General features: G+C 66.1%; 22 protein-coding genes and 1 pseudogene. 14 read left to right on the top strand and 9 right to left on the bottom strand.

The features are described from left to right. Window positions 1-95 precede the first annotated feature (95 nt). The 4 genes from PRN20_RS13070 (at window position 96) to PRN20_RS13085 (ending at window position 3003) form a co-directional block, all read left to right on the top strand. A complete protein-coding gene (locus PRN20_RS13070) occupies window positions 96-1724 on the top strand; it encodes a CTP synthase (RefSeq protein ID WP_273957839.1) in 1629 nt (542 codons plus the stop codon). Then, entirely contained in the window at window positions 1724-2218 is a 495-nt protein-coding gene (locus PRN20_RS13075) for a GNAT family N-acetyltransferase (protein ID WP_273957841.1), read from the top strand. Before PRN20_RS13070 ends, PRN20_RS13075 begins: the two co-directional genes overlap by 1 nt. A gap of 10 nt (window positions 2219-2228) precedes the next feature. Continuing rightward, a complete protein-coding gene (locus PRN20_RS13080; RefSeq protein ID WP_273957842.1) occupies window positions 2229-2420 on the top strand; it encodes a DUF4169 family protein in 192 nt (63 codons plus the stop codon). Window positions 2421-2523: 103 nt separating this feature from the next. After that, window positions 2524-3003, top strand: coding sequence for a glutathione peroxidase (locus tag PRN20_RS13085; protein ID WP_273957843.1), 480 nt, complete (start codon window positions 2524-2526; stop codon window positions 3001-3003). Here the strand turns inward: PRN20_RS13085 and PRN20_RS13090 are convergent. Then, on the bottom strand, window positions 3000-3146 hold the full coding sequence (locus PRN20_RS13090) for a hypothetical protein (protein WP_273957844.1): 147 nt from the start codon (window positions 3144-3146) through the stop codon (window positions 3000-3002). The two genes, PRN20_RS13085 and PRN20_RS13090, sit on opposite strands and share 4 nt — an antisense overlap. Before the next feature lie 135 nt (window positions 3147-3281). Then, window positions 3282-4457, bottom strand: a complete 1176-nt coding sequence (locus tag PRN20_RS13095) for a hypothetical protein (RefSeq protein ID WP_273957845.1) — start codon at window positions 4455-4457, stop codon at window positions 3282-3284. Window positions 4458-4654: 197 nt separating this feature from the next. Between PRN20_RS13095 and PRN20_RS13100 the strand changes: the two genes are divergently transcribed. After that, a complete protein-coding gene (locus tag PRN20_RS13100; protein ID WP_273957846.1) occupies window positions 4655-6127 on the top strand; it encodes a DegQ family serine endoprotease in 1473 nt (490 codons plus the stop codon). Further along, window positions 6128-7444, top strand: a complete 1317-nt coding sequence (locus PRN20_RS13105) for a replication-associated recombination protein A (protein WP_273957848.1) — start codon at window positions 6128-6130, stop codon at window positions 7442-7444. 73 nt (window positions 7445-7517) lie between these two features. Here PRN20_RS13105 and PRN20_RS22875 read toward each other — a convergent pair. Next, window positions 7518-7592: pseudogene (locus PRN20_RS22875) on the bottom strand (hypothetical protein); the annotation flags it as partial. A gap of 396 nt (window positions 7593-7988) precedes the next feature. Here PRN20_RS22875 and crcB point away from each other — a divergent pair. The 6 genes from crcB to PRN20_RS13140 all read left to right on the top strand — a co-directional run bounded on the left by crcB (window position 7989) and on the right by PRN20_RS13140 (window position 12340). Then, window positions 7989-8366, top strand: a complete 378-nt coding sequence (gene crcB, locus PRN20_RS13115) for a fluoride efflux transporter CrcB (protein ID WP_273957850.1) — start codon at window positions 7989-7991, stop codon at window positions 8364-8366. Then, a complete protein-coding gene (locus tag PRN20_RS13120) occupies window positions 8363-9349 on the top strand; it encodes an RluA family pseudouridine synthase (RefSeq protein ID WP_273957851.1) in 987 nt (328 codons plus the stop codon). Before crcB ends, PRN20_RS13120 begins: the two co-directional genes overlap by 4 nt. Before the next feature lie 84 nt (window positions 9350-9433). Beyond that, window positions 9434-10066 carry a hypothetical protein gene (locus tag PRN20_RS13125; RefSeq protein ID WP_273957852.1) on the top strand — a complete coding sequence of 211 codons (633 nt, stop codon included), beginning with the start codon at window positions 9434-9436 and terminating at the stop codon, window positions 10064-10066. A gap of 74 nt (window positions 10067-10140) precedes the next feature. After that, window positions 10141-10803 carry an HAD-IA family hydrolase gene (locus PRN20_RS13130; RefSeq protein ID WP_273957853.1) on the top strand — a complete coding sequence of 221 codons (663 nt, stop codon included), beginning with the start codon at window positions 10141-10143 and terminating at the stop codon, window positions 10801-10803. A gap of 101 nt (window positions 10804-10904) precedes the next feature. Continuing rightward, window positions 10905-11564 (top strand): HAD family hydrolase, encoded by a 660-nt coding sequence (locus tag PRN20_RS13135; protein WP_273957854.1) that lies wholly within the window; start codon window positions 10905-10907, stop codon window positions 11562-11564. Then, window positions 11564-12340 carry an ATP12 family chaperone protein gene (locus tag PRN20_RS13140; protein WP_273957855.1) on the top strand — a complete coding sequence of 259 codons (777 nt, stop codon included), beginning with the start codon at window positions 11564-11566 and terminating at the stop codon, window positions 12338-12340. Before PRN20_RS13135 ends, PRN20_RS13140 begins: the two co-directional genes overlap by 1 nt. A gap of 245 nt (window positions 12341-12585) precedes the next feature. Here PRN20_RS13140 and folK read toward each other — a convergent pair whose 3' ends face one another. From folK to rimO, 4 genes are read right to left on the bottom strand one after another with little or no spacing between them, the layout of a single operon-like run. Beyond that, window positions 12586-13026, bottom strand: coding sequence for a 2-amino-4-hydroxy-6-hydroxymethyldihydropteridine diphosphokinase (gene folK, locus PRN20_RS13145; protein WP_273957857.1), 441 nt, complete (start codon window positions 13024-13026; stop codon window positions 12586-12588). Beyond that, complete coding sequence (gene folB, locus PRN20_RS13150) at window positions 13026-13412, bottom strand: dihydroneopterin aldolase (RefSeq protein WP_273957858.1); 387 nt, start codon at window positions 13410-13412, stop codon at window positions 13026-13028. The genes folK and folB overlap by 1 nt, the downstream gene beginning before the upstream one ends. A 1-nt stretch (window position 13413) precedes the next feature. Next, window positions 13414-14271, bottom strand: coding sequence for a dihydropteroate synthase (gene folP, locus PRN20_RS13155; protein WP_273957859.1), 858 nt, complete (start codon window positions 14269-14271; stop codon window positions 13414-13416). Further along, entirely contained in the window at window positions 14271-15638 is a 1368-nt protein-coding gene (gene rimO / locus PRN20_RS13160; RefSeq protein ID WP_273957860.1) for a 30S ribosomal protein S12 methylthiotransferase RimO, read from the bottom strand. Before rimO ends, folP begins: the two co-directional genes overlap by 1 nt. 172 nt (window positions 15639-15810) lie before the next feature. Here rimO and PRN20_RS13165 point away from each other — a divergent pair, with 172 nt between their 5' ends. After that, complete coding sequence (locus PRN20_RS13165) at window positions 15811-16212, top strand: DoxX family protein (RefSeq protein ID WP_273957861.1); 402 nt, start codon at window positions 15811-15813, stop codon at window positions 16210-16212. 190 nt (window positions 16213-16402) lie between these two features. Further along, window positions 16403-16834 carry a DoxX family protein gene (locus PRN20_RS13170; protein ID WP_273957862.1) on the top strand — a complete coding sequence of 144 codons (432 nt, stop codon included), beginning with the start codon at window positions 16403-16405 and terminating at the stop codon, window positions 16832-16834. A 64-nt stretch (window positions 16835-16898) separates the two neighbouring features. Here the strand turns inward: PRN20_RS13170 and PRN20_RS13175 are convergent, their stop codons facing one another. Together PRN20_RS13175 and lipB are read right to left on the bottom strand one after the other, a co-directional pair. Next, a complete protein-coding gene (locus PRN20_RS13175; protein ID WP_273957863.1) occupies window positions 16899-17363 on the bottom strand; it encodes a DUF4282 domain-containing protein in 465 nt (154 codons plus the stop codon). 46 nt (window positions 17364-17409) lie between these two features. After that, window positions 17410-18102 carry a lipoyl(octanoyl) transferase LipB gene (gene lipB, locus PRN20_RS13180; RefSeq protein WP_273958092.1) on the bottom strand — a complete coding sequence of 231 codons (693 nt, stop codon included), beginning with the start codon at window positions 18100-18102 and terminating at the stop codon, window positions 17410-17412. Between the last annotated feature and the right edge of the window lie 121 nt (window positions 18103-18223).

Raw genomic sequence — 18223 nt, forward strand, 5'->3', positions numbered from 1 at the left:
CAACATCCCCTTCTTCTTTTTGTGTGGGGGCGTGCCTGATCGTGATCGGTGACGCCCTTGAGAATCAGAACTTCGACCGAATAGGATAAAGGCCCATGGCTCGGTACGTTTTCATCACCGGTGGCGTGGTATCCTCTTTGGGTAAAGGCCTTGCATCCGCTGCTCTCGGCGCGGTTCTGCAGGCACGCGGATACAAGGTCCGCCTGAGGAAGCTCGACCCCTACCTCAACGTTGATCCGGGCACGATGTCGCCCACCCAGCACGGCGAGGTGTTCGTCACCGACGACGGCGCTGAGACGGACCTCGACCTCGGTCACTATGAGCGCTTCACCGGCCGTCACGCCAACAAGCGCGACAACATCACCACCGGCCGCATCTATTCCGACCTGATCGCCAAGGAACGCAAGGGCGAGTTCCTGGGCGCCACCGTCCAGGTCATCCCGCACGTGACGGATGCCATCAAGGACTTCATCCGCGAGGGCAACGAGGACTTCGACTTCGTTCTCGTCGAGGTCGGCGGCACCGTCGGTGACATCGAGGGCCTGCCGTTCTTCGAGGCCATCCGCCAGTTCGGCAACGACCTGCCGCGCGGCCACGCGGTCTACATGCACCTGACGCTGATGCCCTTCATCCCGTCGGCGGGCGAGCTGAAGACCAAGCCGACCCAGCACTCGGTCGCGACCCTGCGCTCGATCGGCATCTCGCCCGACATCCTGCTGGTCCGCTGTGACCGCCCGATCCCGCAGTCCGAGCGCAAGAAGCTCGCCCTGTTCTGCAACGTGCGCGAAAGCGCCGTGATTCAGGGCCTCGACGTCAGCTCGATCTACGACGTGCCGCTCGCCTACCACAAGGAAGGGCTGGATACCGAGGTTCTCGCCGCCTTCGGCATCACCGATGCGCCCGTGCCGGACCTGAGCTCGTGGGAGGAGGTTTCGACGCGCCTCCACAACCCCGAGGGCGAGGTCAACATCGCCATCGTGGGCAAGTACACAGGCCTCAAGGACGCCTACAAGTCGCTCTCGGAAGCGCTCGTCCATGGCGGTATCGCCAACCGGGTGAAGGTCAATCTCAACTGGATCGACAGCGAGATATTCGAGCGCGAGGACCCCGCGCCCTATCTCGAGCACATCCACGGCATCCTCGTCCCCGGCGGCTTCGGCGAACGCGGTTCGGCCGGCAAGATCCAGGCGGCGCGCTTCGCCCGCATCAAGGACGTGCCCTATTTCGGCATCTGCTTCGGCATGCAGATGGCCTGCATCGAGGCCGCGCGGAACACCGCCGGCATCAAGAACGCCAATTCCACCGAGTTCGGCCCGACCAAGGAACCGATCGTCGGCATCATGACCGAGTGGACCAAGGGCAATGATCGGGAAACCCGCTCGTCCGAGGGTGATCTCGGCGGCACCATGCGCCTCGGCTCCTATCCGGCCCAGCTCAGCAAGGGCAGCCGCGTCGCCGACATCTACGGCACCACCCGCATCAGCGAGCGGCACCGCCATCGCTACGAAGTGAACATGAACTACCGCAAGGTGCTCGAGGCCAACGGCTTGCTCTTCTCCGGCGTCTCGCCCGACGGCAAGCTGCCCGAGATCGTCGAGCGCACCGACCACCCGTGGTTCATCGGCGTCCAGTTCCACCCGGAACTCAAATCCAAGCCCTTCGAACCGCATCCGCTCTTCGCCAGCTTCATCGAAGCCGCGAAAGCCCAAAGCCGGCTCGTGTAGTGGAGCTGCGCACGGCGCGACTGGTGTTGCGCCGCGCCCGCCCGGGCGACCTTGACGACGTCCACGCGATCCTGTCGGACCCGCGCGCCATGCGCTACTGGTCCACGCTGCCCCACGAAACGCTCGCAGAATCCGCTGCCTATCTCGACGACATGCTCGTTGCCGCAACCGATCGCGACCTCTTCATCGTCGAGCAGGCGGGCAGGGTCATCGGCCGCGTCGGCATGTGGAAGCAACCGGAGGTCGGGTTCATCCTCCACCCCGACAGCTGGGGCAGAGGCTTCGGCTACGAGGCGATGCAGGCCTTCATCGCGCACGCCTTCGCCACTCATGACATTCCGGAACTGACGGCGGACGCCGATCCCCGCAACGAGGCCTCGCTGGGCCTCCTGCGCAAGCTCGGCTTCGTCGAAACCGGCCGCGCCGAACGCACCTTCTTGATCGGCGGGGAGTGGTTTGACAGTGTCTACCTGGCGCTCCGGCGCCCCAGCTAGCGAGGAAGCCGTGGCCGAAATCCTGTCCTTCTCCAAGGCCCGCAAGGCCAAGGCGCGCGCCGACAAGGAACAGCTTGCGGCGGAGAATCGCGTCAAGTTCGGCCGCACCAAGTCCGACAAGCAGCGCGAAACGGCGCAGCAGGCGCTCGACGCCAGGAAGATCGACGCCCATCTCAGGGACACGGACGACACCGGCAAATAGCCGTCGGGCCCTACGGTTACACACCTGACCCTTGAAACGGCGGCTGGCCCGCTCAAGCTATGACGAACAGGGGCAGCGATATTGCCCAGGCTGGAGCCCCGCTTTGACCACGCTCTTTGATTTTTCCGCGCCGCTCATCGACGGCCGCGAGCAACCACTTTCCACGTACCGCGATCAGGTCGTGCTGTCGGTGAACGTCGCCAGCAAGTGCGGCTTCACCCCGCAATACACCGGGCTCGAGAAGCTCTACGAGACCTACAAGGACCGCGGCTTCATCATCCTCGGCTTCCCCTGCAACCAGTTCGGCGAGCAGGAACCGGGCACGGAAGCCGAGATCGCAGCCTTCTGCGACCTCAACTACAACGTCACGTTCCCGCTCTTCGCCAAGGTCAGCGTCAACGGCCGCGGTTCGCTGCCGCTCTACAGCTGGCTGAAGCGCAAGGCACCGGGGCTGCTCGGCGTGCAGCTCATCCCGTGGAATTTCACCAAGTTCCTCGTCGATCGTACCGGCACCAGGGTCAAGCGCTTCGGCTCGTCGGTCGAGCCGGCGGACCTCGCATCCGAGATCGAGAAGCTGCTCTAGCTCTTGTGGTGCAACCGGCGGCGCTCGCCGCGCGTCTCATGCCGTTCCTCGCGGTCGATGATCCTGCCGCGCCAGAACAGCGACGCGCCCCATAACGCGAACCCGAGCAGCACGATGACGCCGAACCATACCCCTAGGTGCATCTGACCCTCCTCAAGGGCTGACGACGCAGTCTAGTCCTGTTGCGGGCGCCTATCCAGCCGCAGCGAAGGCCAGAATCAAAACGACCCGGAAGCGCCGGCCACCGGGTCGTCTCGTCATAAATGCAGTCGCAGCGCCTATTCCGGCTGCAGTTCCTTGCCCGTGTAGACATCGTCGACCCGGTACTGGTCGCGACGCCAGAAGCCGTTGAACGGCGTCAGCGAGGCCTGGGTGTAGGCCCCCATCAGGCCGAACTCGACCCAGTCGTCCTCATCCACGTCCGAGGGCAGGGTGAAGATCTGCGGCAGCACGTCGTAGCTGTCGCAGGTCGGGCCCCAGACGGTGAACTCGGAGAACTCGCCGTTGTTGTCGTGCAGCCGCGGGCCGCGCCAGACGCGCGACGGCGGGGTGAAGTGCATGAACTTCACTTCCATCAGCGAGCCATAGGCGCCGTCGTTGAGATAGACCGACTGCCCGCCGCGCTGGTGCTTGACGCGCAGCAGCAGCGAGGTCGAGGACGTCACCAGCGCCCGGCCCGGCTCGATGATGAGCTCGGGTTTGTGGCCGCCGAAATTGTCCTTCACCGCCTGGCCGATGGTCTCGAAATAGTAGTCCATCGGCGGTGCTTCGCTGGTCGGGTAGGGGGCCGGATAGCCACCGCCGATATTGAGGCGCTTCAGCGTGATGCCGCTCTCCTCGGCGATCTTTGCCGCCGCCGCGATATGCCGCTCGTAGGCGTACACGTCCTCGCACTGCGAACCGACGTGGAAGCAGAGCGACGGCGTGTAGCCCATCTGCTGGACCAGCTTCACGATCTCGGCCGCGCCGTCCTGCATCACGCCGAACTTGATGCCGAAATCGTAGGATTTCAGCGCCTTGCCGGCCTTGAAGCGGGTCGTCACCTCGATGTCGCGGCTGGGCGACACCACGGCTGCCAGCTGGTCGAGCTGCTGCGGATGGTCGATCGTGAACGAGCGGACCCCGAACTCCTCGTAGGCGCGCTCGATCTCGCGCTTGTTCTTGATCGGGTTGTTGTAGTGCATCACCGCGCCCGGAGCGTGGTCGCGGACGAGTTCCATCTCCATGTTGGAGGCGACGTCGAAGGCCTTCAGCCCTTCGTCGTGCAACTGCTTGATGATGTGCGGCGAAGGATTGCACTTCACCGCGTAGGTCAGCAGGCCGTCGAACCCCTTCTTGAACACCTTCACGGACCGGTGCAGCTCCTTTGTGGAGAACAGGAAGCTCGGAAAATCCGGCTCCTCGGCCGCAATCAGTGCGCTGGTGTTACTGTAGACCGTGGTCGGCTCAGTCATTGGCGGCTAACCTTTCAGGGGGTCTGAGGGGATGAAACCTCGGTGCGTTGAAAAACGCGCTGCATATAGGGGCGATTGCCCCTTGGGGCAACGTCATAATTCGAGATTGCCAAAGCGTAATGCAGGCACCAAAAAGACGCCGGATTCACGGAGTTTCTCGCCAACTCGACAGGTACGATTCTCACCAGGGAAAGAGGATGTCGAAGCAGAACTGGTTTTTGGCGCTCGGAGCCTTCGCCGCGGGAGCCGCACTGATCGTCGGCTATGCCGAAATATCGAGCCGCACGGCGACCCCGACCCCGCGGGTCGCGGCCGCCATCACACCCGCGCCGGTCGAGACCCGGACCCCGCCCACATCGCGCGCCGAGCTGCAGATGAGCTATGCGCCGATCGTGAAGCAGGTGACGCCCTCGGTGGTCAACGTCTACGCCACCACCATCAGCCAGAACTCGAGGTCGCCCTTCGTCGGCGATCCCTTCTTCCGCCGCTTCTTCGGCGACGGCCCCTTCATGGACAGTCGCCCGCGGACGTCGCAGTCGCTCGGGTCGGGCGTCATCGTCGATGCCGCCGGCGTGGTGCTGACTAACCATCACGTCATCGAAGGCGCCACCGACATTCGCATCTCGACCACCGACGGGCAGGAGTACCCGGTCGACCTGGTCCTCGACGATCCCAAGACCGATCTCGCCGTCCTCAAGGTCAGGGATCCCAAGGGCACCTCGTTCCCGGCCCTCCAGTTCGCCGATTCCGACCAGCTCGAGGTCGGCGACCTCGTCCTCGCCATCGGCAACCCGTTCGGCGTCGGCCAGACCGTCACCTCCGGCATCGTCTCGGCGCTCGCGCGGACAGGCGTCGAGAGCGACAACTACGAATTCTTCATCCAGACCGATGCCGCCATCAACCCGGGCAATTCCGGCGGCGCCCTCGTCGATATCGAGGGCCGGCTGATAGGCATCAATACCGCCATCGTCTCGCGCTCGGGCGGCTCGGTGGGCATCGGCTTCGCCATTCCCGCCAACATGGCCAAGCTGGTCGCCGAGACCGGCATCGCCGGTGGCGCGCTCGTGCGGCCATGGTTCGGCGCCCGCCTGCAGTCGGTGACGACCGATCTCGCCGACAGCCTCGGCCTCGGCCATGCCCGCGGCGCGCTGATCAGCGACATCGCGCCCGGCGGTCCCGCCGAAAAGACCGGGTTCCGCGACGGCGACGTTATCCTTTCGGTCGACGGCTTCGCCATCGAGCAGCCCAGTGCCTTCGACTTCCGGCTCGCCACCAAGCCCGTCGGGGCCACGGCCGAGATCGAGTATTTCCGCGGCGGCAAGTCCGAGAAGAAGGTCGTCAGCCTCGAGGCGCCGCCCCAGGCCGGCGCCCCGGTCACCGTTTCGGGCAACACCCGGTTCTCCGGCACTACGGTCGAGACCATTACCCCCGCCGTGGCGCAGGAACTGGGCCTGTCCTACACCGCCAAGGGCGTTCTGGTGCGCACCGTCGAGCGCGACTCGCCCGCCGACGACATGGGCCTCAGGGCCGGCGATCTCATCCTCAACCTCAACGGCCGGGACATCGCCGACGCCGAAACCTTCGGCAAGGTCGCCAATGATCGCCCACGCAGCTGGCGCGTCGTGCTACAGCGGGGCGGCCGGATCTTCCGCGCCGAGGTCGGTGGTTGAATGCAGTCCTTGTTCGATGAAGCGGCGCCGCGCCCGCTCGCCGAGGCCCTGAGGCCGCAGCGCCTGTCCGAGGTCATCGGGCAGGACCACCTGCTCGGGCCCAACGGCCCGATCGGCCGCATGGTCGCCGCTGGCCGCGTCTCGTCCTTCATCCTCTGGGGCCCGCCGGGCGTGGGCAAGACGACCATCGCACGCCTTGTCGCCAAGGAAGTCGGCCTCGATTTCGTGCAGCTCTCCGCCGTGCTCTCAGGCGTCGCCGACCTCCGCAAGGTCGTGGCCGACGCCAAGGCGTTGCGGGCCGGGGCAGGGCGGCAGACGGTGATGTTCGTCGACGAACTCCACCGCTTCAACCGCACCACGCAGGACGCGCTGCTGCCCCATGTCGAGGATGGTACCGTCATCCTCATCGGCGCTACCACAGAGAACCCGAGCTTCTCGATGGTCGCGGCGCTGCTCTCGCGGACCAAGGTCTACACCCTCCGCCGCTTCGAGAAGGCCGACCTCGCCATCCTCGCCGATCGGGCCGAGGCCCATGTCGGCAGGAAGCTCCCGGTCACCGACGAGGCCCGCGATGCCCTGCTCGATATGGCCGACGGCGATGGCCGTTACCTGATCGGGCTCTGCGAGGAACTGCTCGCCCTGCCGGAGGGCACGGCGCTCGACGTCGCCGGCCTCGCCGAGACGGTCCAGAAGCGCGCTCCCGTCTACGACAAGGGGCAGGAGGAGCACTACAACCTGCTCAGCTGCTTCCATAAGAGCCTGCGCGGATCCGACGTGCAGGCCGCCATGTACTGGGCTCAGCGCATGCTGGTCGGCGGCGAGCATCCAGACACCATCTTCCGCCGCCTCGCCTGCGCCGCCTCCGAGGATGTCGGCATGGCCGACCCGCAGGCCATGGTTCAGGTCATCACCGCCTGGAACGCCTTCGAGCGCACCGGCCTGCCCGAGGGCGAGCTGTTCATGGCCCAGGCCATCGCCTACGTCGCGACTGCGCCCAAGTCGAACGCCGCCCATGTCGGCTTCAACAACGCCAAGGCGCTGGCGATGCAGACCGGCTCGCTGCCGCCGCCCAAGCACATCCTCAACGCCCCGACGCGGCTCATGAAGGAACTCGGCTACAACAAGGGCTACCGTTACGACCACGATTGGCCCGATGCCTTCTCCGGCCAGGAGTTCTTCCCGGACGAAATGGCCGGCGACAGGCGGCCTGAGTTCTATCAGCCCAATGAGCGTGGCTTCGAACGCGAAGTGAAAAAGCGTCTCGAATTCTGGGCCGGCCGCCGCGAAATGCGACGGCAAGAGGAAGACGACAGCTAGAGACTGGCCGTTGCTTGGTCGATCCGTCGACCGCCAGTATTAGCGCAATGACCAGGAGCACGAGGAAGGGCACCCGGCCGACGGAGAACCAGGTGAGGACCTGGGAGAACGGGCCGACTTCGGCTCCGCTCAACTCTGGGGCCGTCATGCTGGCGATCGGAGCGATCGAGCTGTTGTCGCAGCTTGCTGCCGGTTGCCCCGAAGGTGGCCCACTGCACGGCGTAGCCGCAGATGGAGAAGGCGGTCAGCGAGGCGAAGCAGGGTCAGCCTGCCGAATCCAAGATGCCGCCCTCCGCGGCCGCAGCCAGGCCCCGCTGATCGACGCGCTCCTCGCTGAACTCGGCCTCAAGGGCGGCTCGCTCAACGGCCTCGTCTCGTCCGCCGTGGCTCCCGCCCTCGACATCGACGAGGGTGAGGTTGACGGCGTCGCGGTGTCGCCCGCCGCCCGGTAGCCGATCCAGCCTTCGTCCCTTCCCGCCGATGGTGGAGGGGACCGATGCTGCGGGGGCTAGCGCAACCAGGGCCCGCCCCGTATTACACGCCGATGCAAGCTTATCTCCTTGTCGGTATTGGCGGCGCCATTGGCGCCATGGCGCGCTACGGCGCGCAGGTGCTGATCGGCTCCCTGCCGAACGGCTTTCCGGTCTCGACCTTCCTCATCAACATCGTTGGATCGATCGCCATGGGTGTCCTCGTGGGCGTGCTCGCCAAGTACACGCCGAACTACCAGAACGAGATCCGGCTGTTCGTCGCCGTCGGTATCTTCGGCGGCTTCACCACCTTCTCGAGCTTCTCGCTCGACGCCATTGCGCTGATCGAGCGCGGCGACGTCCTCCTCGCCGGCGTCTACATCGTCGGCTCGGTGCTGCTCTCGATCGCCGGGCTGTGGATGGGCATGCTGGCCATGCGGGTGATCGCATGAGCGGGGTACGTCAGCAGGTCGTCGCCCGCGACGAGGACGGCATGCGGCTCGACCGCTGGTTCCAGACGCATTTCCCTCAGGTGACCTTCGGGCACCTCCAGAAGCTCCTGCGATCAGGCCAGGTGCGCGTCGATTCCGGCCGCGTGAAGACCAATACCCGCCTCGCGACCGGCCAGGTCGTGCGCGTCCCGCCCATCGAGGCCGCGCCGGACAAGCCCGAAGGCGCCGTGAACAGCAAGGACGCCGAGTTCCTCCGCTCGATCATCCTCTACGAGGACGACGACCTTTACGTCTTCAACAAGCCGCACGGCCTCGCTTCGCAAGGCGGCAGCGGCACCAAGCGGCACATGGATGGGCTCCTGAAGAGCCTGCCCAACAAGAAGGGCGAGGCCCCGCGCCTGGTCCACCGCCTCGACCGCGACACCTCCGGCTGCCTCGTCGTCGCCAAGACCAAGGCCGCGGCCACGCATTTCGGGACGGTGTTTTCCTCGCGCCAGGCCCGCAAGATCTACTGGGCCGTCGTCTGGGGCAACCCGCACCCCAAGCAGGGCTCCATCTCGTGCTTCCTCGCCAAGCAGGCGACGACCGACGGCGAGCAGATGGTCGTCGTCCCGCAGGGCACGCCCCACGCCCAGCACTCGATGAGCTACTATTCCACCACCGACACCGCTGCCCGGCGCTTCGCCTGGGTGACGCTGAAGCCGGTGACCGGCCGCACGCACCAGTTGCGCGTCCACATGGCTCAGCTCGGCAACCCCATCATGGGCGATCCGCGCTACTTCAACATCCAGAACTGGGAAGCGCCCGAGCAGATTTCGAAGGGCCTTCACCTCCACGCCCGCCGCATCCGCCTGCCGCTCCGCAACGGCCAGTTCCTCGATATCTCGGCGCCGCTGCCCCCGCACATGCAGGCAACCTTCGACGTGCTCGGCTTCGATGCCGATCGCTACGACGCGCAGGATCAGGACCCCGAGGACGCCTGATCAAAACCGCGCGAGCGGCGGACGTATTCGCGTTGTCACGTGTTCCTCTCCTGGCGCCCGTGGTGGGCCCATAGGGAGATGACAATGCACACGTTCGTATTCGCCGCCGCCACCGCGGTCGGCCTCGCATTTGCCGCCGCACCCGCACTTGCCCAGGATGCCTCCACTATGACGTTCTTCGTCACCTCGGTCGGGGCCGGTGACGGGGCCAATCTCGGCGGCCTCGCGGGCGCCGATGCCCACTGCCAGAAGTTGGCCGAGGCAGCCGGCTCCACCGGCAAGACCTGGCACGCCTACCTCAGCGCCGAAGGCACGAACGCCAAGGACCGCATCGGCGCCGGACCCTGGCAGAACTTCAAGGGCGAGGTGATCGCCACCGACGTCGCCAACCTCCACTCCGCCGACAACAAGCTCACCAAGGCCACTGCGCTCGATGAGAAGGGCATGGAGATCAAGGGCCGCGGCGACCAGCCCAACCAGCACGACATCCTCACCGGCTCCAATCCGGATGGCACCCTCGCTGCCGGGCAGACCTGCGGCGACTGGACGCTCAACGGCGAAGGCAGCGCCATCGTCGGCCATTCCGACCGCATGGGCCTCGACGATTCCGACGCCGCCAAGTCGTGGAACTCCTCGCACCCGTCGCGCGGCTGCGGTCAGGAAGCCCTCGTCGGAACCGGCGGGGCGGGCCTGTTGTACTGCTTCGCCGCGATGTAGAATCGCCCCACGGCGCGGGGCGTGTCACGCCCCGCGACCTGTGGCTCTCAACGGGCCGGAGAAGGGATCATCCCGTGCGGCTCATCGTCTTCGACATGGACGGAACTCTGATCGACACCGAGGCGCTCATCTCCGAGCACATGGGGTCGGCATTCGCCTCGCTCGACCTGCCGGCGCCCACGCCGGCCGAGGTCCGCCAGATCATCGGCCTCTCGCTCCCCGTCGCCGTCGGCCAGCTGGCCCGCACCGACGACATCGACCTGATCGAGGGGATCGTCGGCCAGTACAAGCAGTTCTACCGGGCCTCGCTGGCCGACGACATCGATCGCGAGCCGCTCTATCCCGGCGCCCGCGACGCGCTCGACCGGCTACGCGCCCAGCGCGGCACCATTCTCGGTGTCGCGACAGGCAAGGGCCTCACCGGCGTCGCCCGCATTCTCGGCAAGCACGGCATTGCCGGCCATTTCGTCACGCTGCAGACGCCGGACCACAATCCGAGCAAGCCGCACCCCGGCATGCTGTTAAGCGCCATGGCCGAGACCGGCGCGCCGCCGGAGCAGACCGTGATGATCGGCGATTCCGTCTACGACATGGAGCTCGCCCGCGCCGCCAACGTTCGCGCCATCGGCGTCACCTGGGGCTACCACGACGCCGCCGACCTCCTGAAAGCCGGGGCAGGGGCCCTGATCCACAACTATTCCGAGCTCGAAGCCGCGATCGAGCGGGTCCTGGAGTAGCACCACGTCGGTGCAACTCCTCGCGAATGAGCTATGCCTTTGCAGGGCGTGACACATCGGGGAAATTGTGGTTCTGAGCGGGCCTAACAGGAGTTCTCCCGATGCGGCTCGTCGTCTTCGATCTCGATGGTACCCTGATCAATTCCGAAGCGCTCATCATCGAGACGGTCCGCGAGTCCTTCGCCTCGGTGGGCCAGGCGATCCCCACCGACGACGCCATCCGCTCCATCTCCGGCATCACCGCGCGCGACGCCATGGGCATCCTCGCGCCCGGTGTCGACAGCGACCGGATCGACGTGATTCTCAACGCCTACCGCGCTACGTACCTGCAGAAGGCCGGTCTCGCTCGCGAGCCCATGTTCGACGGCGCCCTCGAGGCCCTCGATCGCCTGCAGGCCGATCCCGAAACGATCCTCGCCGTGGCCACGGGCAAGGGCCACGCCGGCGCCATCACGCTGCTCGAGCGCCACGAGATCATCGGCCGCTTCAGCTCGATCCAGACACCCGCTCACAACCGGGGCAAGCCCGATCCGCAGATGATCGAGACGGCGATGGACAAGGCCGGCATCGGCCGCGAAGCCACCGTAATGATCGGCGACACTTCCCACGACATGAAGATGGCCCGAAACGCCGGCGTCAAAGCCCTTGGCGTCAGCTGGGGCTATCACTCGGTAGCCGATCTCGAGGCCGCAGGCGCCCACCTCGTCATCCATCGGATGGAAGAACTGGTCGACGCCGTCGACAAGCTGCTGGAGGCCTGATGCGCGAGTTCCTCGAAGACGCCGACAAGCACCGCGACGACGGCTACGGCCGGGCGCAACACCTCAACAAGGTCGAGCTGCCCAAGCGCTTCTATAAGGAAGTTGGCGTCGGCTCCGCCAGCGGTGGCTTCGCGGTCACTCTCGACGGCAAGACGCCGCGCACCCCTTCGCAGAAGCCGGTGGTGGTGCCGCACCAACCTGTGGCCGCCGCCATGGCCGAGGAGTGGGCGGCGCAGCAGGAATTCATCGATCCCAAGACCATGCCAGTGGTCCGCCTGATCAACTCGGCGGTCGAGGCCGGCGACGAGCGCCTCGAGGCGCTGCGCGAGGAGATCGTCAAATACTCCGGCAACGACCTGCTGCTCTATCGCGCCGATACGCCGCGCGAGCTGGTCGCCGAACAGGAACGGGTTTGGGACGCGGTGCTGGTGAAGCTCGCCCGCCATTTCGAGATCGGCTTCCAGCCCACCACCGGCATCCTGCACCAGCCACAGCCCGCCCCGACTCTGGAGCGCCTCCGCGCTTCGCTGGCCGACGCTGCACTGATCGAGGCCGTAGCGCTGAACTCGCTCACCGGCATCACCGGCTCGGGCCTCCTCAGCATCGCGCTTCGCGAAAGCCTGCTGACCCCGGAAGAAGTCTGGACCGCCGCCCACGTCGACGAAGACCACAACATCCGCCTCTGGGGCGAAGTTGAAGAAGCCACCGAACGCCGCACGAAGCGCCGGCTGGATTTCGACGCCGCTGTGCGCGTGCTGGAGATGGTGAGGGGCTAGAGGCATGCGCCCCTCTCCCCCTGAGGGGAGAGGGTAGTGCAGCTAGGACCTTCAGGTCCGCAGCGAAACTAGGGTGAGGGGCTCAGCTTCTCGGCGAGCGCGTGTTGTGTGCGCCGGCAGTCGTAGTCGGGTGTTCTTCTCCCCGTCGGGGAGAAGGTGGACCGGCGAAGCCGGGACGGGTGAGGGGCGCAGGCCCGTGAACAACGAAATCTAGGTGCATGCGGCGGCCGAGCGGATGGCGGCCCCTAGGTGCCGGTCGCACGCCCCACAATCCACTCCGCCACCTCGGGCGCAATCTCCCGCAGCGGCTCCAGCACGAAATCGCGTTCATGCGCATACCGGTGCGGCACGTGCAGGCGCTCCTCGTCGAGCTCCAGTCGCTCATAGGCCACAACGTCGATATCGATCCGCCGCGGGCCCCAGCGGATGTCGCGCACCCGGCCCATCCCGCGCTCGATGCCGAGACACGCGTCCAGCAGCTCAAGCGGTGCGAGGCTGGTTTCGACCTCTACCACCATGTTCGAAAAGTCCGGCTGGTCCGTCTTGCCCCACGGCTTGGTCAGCAACATCCCGGATTGCCGGACGACCCGGATGCCGGGCCACCTGTCCAGCCGCTCGACCGCCTCACGCACCTGCGCCGGCGGATCGCCGATATTGGCCCCCAGCCCAAGCCACGCGCGCGCCATCAGCGGTCGTCCCGGTGACGGTGCAGCTCGATCGCCGCCTCGCCCGAAGCCATGGGAATCGGCGCCGAGGGCTTCCGCACCCTGATCTGGATCCACTGGATCGGCCCGAAAGCCTCGAACAGGCGATCGACGACATGCTGCGCCACGGCCTCGATCAGCTTGAACCGCCGCCCCTCGAAGGCTGCCTTCGCCACCTCGTAGATCTCGGCATAGGAGACGCTGGCGGAAAGCTCGTCGGTCCGCCCGGCCGCCAGGAGGTCGATTCCACACACGAGATCGACATGGAACCGCTGGCCGAGCACGGCCTCCTCGGGCATCACCCCGTGATAGGCGTAGAACCCCAGATCGCTGAGGGTGATGCGGTCGCCGGCAAAGTCTCTGGTCACGTCAAAGTCCTGGTTGCGCGGGCCCATACAGGGCCGCTTCGGCCACGCGCAGGGCGTCGCGGTTGGGCCGCACGTCATGCACGCGAAAAATCTGGGCGCCCGCGGCATAGCCGAGCACCGACGTCGCCACGGTTCCCGCCACGCGCTGGTCCGCCGGCACATCCAGCAACCGCCCGATCATCGACTTCCGCGACGTCCCGACGAGCACCGGAAAGCCCAGCGCCACCAGCTCCGGCAGTCGCCGCAGCAGCTCGTAGTTCTCCTCGAGCGACTTGGCGAACCCGAAGCCCGGATCGAGCGCGATCTGGCTCCGCACCACGCCGGCATCTTCCGCGATCCCGAGCGTGCGCTCGAAATAGCGGCGCATCTCATCGATGAGATCGCGGCTGCTGTCCCGGTCCTTGTCCCAGTGCATCGCGATGATCGGGGCACCGCGATCCGCTGCAACCGTCGCCAGCTCAGGGTCGCGCTGCAGCCCGTAGACGTCGTTGACGATGTCGGCGCCCGCATCGAGCGCCCGTGCCGCAACGGCGGCCTTGTAGCTGTCGATCGAGATCGGCAGCTGCACGCCATCGCCCCGCAGCGCCTCGATCACCGGGAGGACGCGGCCGATCTCATCGTCCGCCCCCACCTCGTCGGCGCCCGGCCTTGTGCTCTCGCCGCCCACGTCGATGATATCTGCGCCTTCCGCGGCCAGCACCTGGGCATGAGATCGCGCCGCCGGCACGGCATCGAACCGGCCGCCATCGGAAAAGCTGTCCGGCGTCACATTGAGGATGCCCATCACCCGGGCGGTCCGCCCGAGCGCCATGGTGCCGCCGCCGGGCAGCGTCAGCACATGCTCACGATGGAGAAGCATCACTTCGACGCGGTGACCGCGGCCTTCTGCTCGTCCCGGGCAGCAACGTCCGCCGGCACGCCGAAGAGGTCGTACTCGTCCGAATCCGTCACGGTCACCGACACCATGTCGCCCGGCTTGATGCCGTCGGCTTCGTGGATGATCACCGTGCCGTCGATCTCGGGCGCATCCCACTGGCTGCGGCCGATAGCGCGGCCCATCTCGGGCTGCACGTCGTCCACCAGCACGTCGATGGTGCGGCCGACCTTCTTGGACAGCACATGCGCCGAAATGTCCTGCGCCACTTCCATCAGCCGCTCGTAGCGCTCGCGCTTCAGCTCATCGGGCACAATGCCCTCGATGTCGTTGGCGGGCGCGCCCGTCACCGGCTCGTATTCGAAGCAGCCGATCCGGTCGATCTCGGCCTCTTCCAGCCAGTCGAGCAGGAACTCGAAGTCCTCCTCGGTCTCGCCCGGGAAGCCGACGATGAAGTTGGAGCGGATCGCGAGGTCCGGCGCCACTGCACGCCAGGCCTTGATCCGGTCGAGCGTCTTCACCTGGTTGGCCGGGCGGCGCATCGACTTCAGCACCGACGGCGCGGCGTGCTGGAACGGGATATCGAGATAGGGGAGGATCTTGCCCTCGGCCATCAGCGGGATGACGCTGTCGACGTGGGGGTAGGGATAGACGTAGTGGAGCCGGGTCCACACGTCCATCTTGCCCAGTTCCTCAGCCAGCGTCTGGAAGCGCGCCTCGACGTCGCGGCCGCGGAACTTCGAACTCTGGTACTTGATATCGAGCCCGTAGGCCGAGGTGTCCTGGGAGATCACCATGATCTCCTTGACGCCCGTCGCCACCAGCCGCTCCGCCTCGTACAGCACCGACGCGATCGGGCGCGACACCAGGTCGCCGCGGATCTGCGGGATGATGCAGAAGGTGCAGCGGTTGTTGCAGCCCTCGGAAATCTTCATGTACGCGTAGTGCCGCGGCGTCAGCTTCAGGCCGGCTTCCGGCACCAGGTCGACGAACTTGTTCGGCACCGGCGGCACATGGGTGTTCACCGCGTTGACCACATCCTCGTACTGGTGCGGGCCGGTGACGGCGAGCACGCTCGGATGCGTGGCGCGGATCATCTCTTCCTCGACGCCAAGGCAGCCGGTGACGATGACGCGCCCGTTGGCGCCGACGGCTTCGCCGATCGCCTCGAGGCTTTCCTTCTTGGCGCTGTCGAGGAAGCCGCAGGTGTTCACCAGCACGACGTCCGCGCCCTCGTAGTCGCGCGAGAACGAGTAACCCTGCGAGCGCAGGGTCGTCATGATGCGTTCGGAGTCGACGAGCGCCTTGGGGCAGCCGAGGCTGACCAGGCCAATCTTTGGAGCTTGTGTCATTGGCGCGCGGATATAAGCCAAACTGTGGAAAAAGCAATGATCGGCACTCTGCGATAGAAGCAGGGCAGCCCTGATCACGCCCGATCACTAACCGTTTAGTTGACCAGAATCTTGATAGCGGGGCTCTCCTTTCGGGCGCCCACCTCCCAGGGCGTCAACTGAAAGACCACTTATGAACTTCGACTCCCTCTCCAGGTACCGTCCTCAGGCTCTCGCAGTGCTCCGCATCGTCACGGCATTGCTCTTCATCGCGCATGGCACGCAGAAGCTGTTCGCCCTCCCGGCCGGCGGCATGCCGGGCCCGGTCGACTATTTCTCGCTGATGGGGCTCGCGGGCTTCCTCGAAGCCTTCGGCGGCCTTGCGATCCTCGTGGGTATCTTCACCCGCCCGGTGGCCTTCGTGCTCTCCGGCCTGATGGCCGCCGCCTACTGGATGGCGCACGCTCCGAACAGCATCTTCCCGGTGAACAACGGTGGCGACGCCGCCATCATGTTCTGCTTCGCCTTCCTCTACCTCGTCTTCTCCGGCCCCGGGGCCTGGAGCATCGACGAAGCGCGCGCCAGGAGCGCCTGATCCGCGAGACCTCCCCTGCAACGCGGGGGAGGATCCTCCTCCCGACCCTGCAACCGGCACCACGGGCAGGACAGTCCCGGATCACGGGCAATCACAAACATGTCAGGTACGAAACCTTCAGTTGCTCCGAATCTTGAGCGTTGTCCTCTTCAATTGCGCCCACATCCGAGGCGTCAGCAGGACAACACCGATGAATTTCGAGGCCACACTCAACAGATACCAGCCCTATGCGCTGGCGGTACTTCGCATCGTTACAGCTCTCTGCTTCATGACTCACGGCACGCAGAAGATGTTCGGCTTTCCCGCCTCGCAGGGTGGCGGCGGCGGTTTCGAGCTCTTCAGCCTGATGGGTCTTGCCGCCATCCTAGAAGTCTTCGGCGGCCTCGCCATCCTTCTTGGCCTCTTCACCCGTCCCGTCGCCTTCGTGCTGGCTGGGCAGATGGCCTACGCCTTCTGGTTCGTCCACGTGCCGTTGATGGGGCAGGGCAACATCATCCCGATCGCCAACGGCGGCGAAAGTGCAGTGCTCTTCTGCTTCATCTTCCTGTTTCTCGTCTTCGCCGGCCCCGGTGCCTGGAGCGTCGATGGAGCGCTCAAGTCCCGCAGCCGCGTCACTGCTTGATCGGGTGGGCGACAAAAACCCAGCCCGGAAACGAAAAGGCCGCCCCAGGGCGGCCTTCTTGCTTTCAGATGTCCGGCTTGCTGCTTGGCGGCGACCGTCGCGCCGTGCGGCGCGGTGTCGTGGGGGCAGGGGGCACAACCTCTTCGCTGGTCTCGATGTCCTCGTCGGGCGCATCCTCGGCGATATCGTGGATGGCGTCCCGAACCTCGTCGATCAGCGACGTCGGCACGCGGCTGAGGCTCACCGCGCGCGTCACGCCCTCGTTGGCCTTGAAGAAGACCAGGAGAACCTCGCACACCACGCGCAGCACGATCAGGAACAGCGCGCCGTACACCGCGATCTCGAGCAGGCCCCAGAGCCCGTCCCCGAAATTGCGACCGAAGCTCGCGAACAGGTGGCCCACCGACCACAGCAGCAGGGCCGCAAGGCCCGTCACATACAGCACCGGCACCAGCCGCGGCGACAGGATCGTCTCCAGCCGGAACAGGGTGGGCGAAAGGAAGATTTTCTTGAGATCGTCCAGCGTCATGGCCAAAGCCCCAGAACGGAATCGGTCAGGCGTGAAAATGGCGATATCAGGCCGCCGAAACAAGTGCTTCCGGCGCCAGGTCCTTGGCCGCGCCGAACCTCCGCTCGAAAGCGGCGCGCAGGGCACCGTCCACCTCCGCCATGGAAACGATCTGGCCGAGGTCCTCGAAGCTGGTCACACCCTGGTCGGTGATCCCGCACGGCACGATGCCGTCGAAATGGCCGAGCGTGGGAGACACGTTGATGGCGATGCCGTGGAAGGTCACCCACCGGCTGACCCGCACGCCGATCGCCGCGATCTTGTCCTCGCGACCCGGCCCCTTGTCCGGCCGCGCCACCCAGACACCGATCCGCCCGTCACGCCGCTCGCCCTTGATGTTGAAGGCGGCCAGCGTGTCGATCACCAGCCCCTCCAGCCCCTGCACGAGGCAGCGCACGTCGCGCCCGCGCTGGCGCAGGTCGAGCATGAAGTAGACCACCCGCTGTCCCGGCCCGTGATAGGTGTACTGCCCGCCTCGCCCGGCGTCGTAGACGGGGAATCGGTTGGGCGCCAAGAGGTCATCGGGCGCCGCCGACGTGCCGGCCGTATAGAGCGGCGGATGCTCCAGCAACCACACCTGCTCGCCGGCCGTACCCTCTGCGATGGCCGCAGCACGGGCGCGCATCGCCTCGAGCGCCGCAGGGTAGGCCACGAGCTCGTCCGAGATTCGCCATTCGACCGGCAGCCCATCGGCACGCATCAGTTTGGCGCCGGTGTCGCAAATTGGCTCAGTCGTTAACGCTTCGGTAAGCAAGGGCATCGGATGCTCCGATCCATCGGGCCCGGCATGATTCAGGCGGGCGGTCGTTCGTGGTCTATGT

It is taken from the genome of Devosia sp. ZB163, from assembly GCF_028613635.1.
GTDB lineage: Bacteria > Pseudomonadota > Alphaproteobacteria > Rhizobiales > Devosiaceae > Devosia_A.

What these genes read in the sequence shown, in the direction of transcription:
- PRN20_RS13070 (WP_273957839.1), top strand. Translation starts at nt 96, where the DNA reads ATGGCTCGGTACGTTTTCATCACCGGTGGCGTGGTATCCTCTTTGGGT.
- PRN20_RS13090 (WP_273957844.1), bottom strand. Translation starts at nt 3,146, where the DNA reads ATGCACCTAGGGGTATGGTTCGGCGTCATCGTGCTGCTCGGGTTCGCG.
- PRN20_RS13095 (WP_273957845.1), bottom strand. Translation starts at nt 4,457, where the DNA reads ATGACTGAGCCGACCACGGTCTACAGTAACACCAGCGCACTGATTGCG.
- PRN20_RS13100 (WP_273957846.1), top strand. Translation starts at nt 4,655, where the DNA reads ATGTCGAAGCAGAACTGGTTTTTGGCGCTCGGAGCCTTCGCCGCGGGA.
- PRN20_RS13105 (WP_273957848.1), top strand. Translation starts at nt 6,128, where the DNA reads ATGCAGTCCTTGTTCGATGAAGCGGCGCCGCGCCCGCTCGCCGAGGCC.
- crcB (WP_273957850.1), top strand. Translation starts at nt 7,989, where the DNA reads ATGCAAGCTTATCTCCTTGTCGGTATTGGCGGCGCCATTGGCGCCATG.
- PRN20_RS13120 (WP_273957851.1), top strand. Translation starts at nt 8,363, where the DNA reads ATGAGCGGGGTACGTCAGCAGGTCGTCGCCCGCGACGAGGACGGCATG.
- PRN20_RS13125 (WP_273957852.1), top strand. Translation starts at nt 9,434, where the DNA reads ATGCACACGTTCGTATTCGCCGCCGCCACCGCGGTCGGCCTCGCATTT.
- PRN20_RS13135 (WP_273957854.1), top strand. Translation starts at nt 10,905, where the DNA reads ATGCGGCTCGTCGTCTTCGATCTCGATGGTACCCTGATCAATTCCGAA.
- PRN20_RS13140 (WP_273957855.1), top strand. Translation starts at nt 11,564, where the DNA reads ATGCGCGAGTTCCTCGAAGACGCCGACAAGCACCGCGACGACGGCTAC.
- folK (WP_273957857.1), bottom strand. Translation starts at nt 13,026, where the DNA reads ATGGCGCGCGCGTGGCTTGGGCTGGGGGCCAATATCGGCGATCCGCCG.
- folP (WP_273957859.1), bottom strand. Translation starts at nt 14,271, where the DNA reads ATGCTTCTCCATCGTGAGCATGTGCTGACGCTGCCCGGCGGCGGCACC.
- rimO (WP_273957860.1), bottom strand. Translation starts at nt 15,638, where the DNA reads ATGACACAAGCTCCAAAGATTGGCCTGGTCAGCCTCGGCTGCCCCAAG.
- PRN20_RS13165 (WP_273957861.1), top strand. Translation starts at nt 15,811, where the DNA reads ATGAACTTCGACTCCCTCTCCAGGTACCGTCCTCAGGCTCTCGCAGTG.
- PRN20_RS13170 (WP_273957862.1), top strand. Translation starts at nt 16,403, where the DNA reads ATGAATTTCGAGGCCACACTCAACAGATACCAGCCCTATGCGCTGGCG.
- PRN20_RS13175 (WP_273957863.1), bottom strand. Translation starts at nt 17,363, where the DNA reads ATGACGCTGGACGATCTCAAGAAAATCTTCCTTTCGCCCACCCTGTTC.
- lipB (WP_273958092.1), bottom strand. Translation starts at nt 18,102, where the DNA reads ATGCGTGCCGATGGGCTGCCGGTCGAATGGCGAATCTCGGACGAGCTC.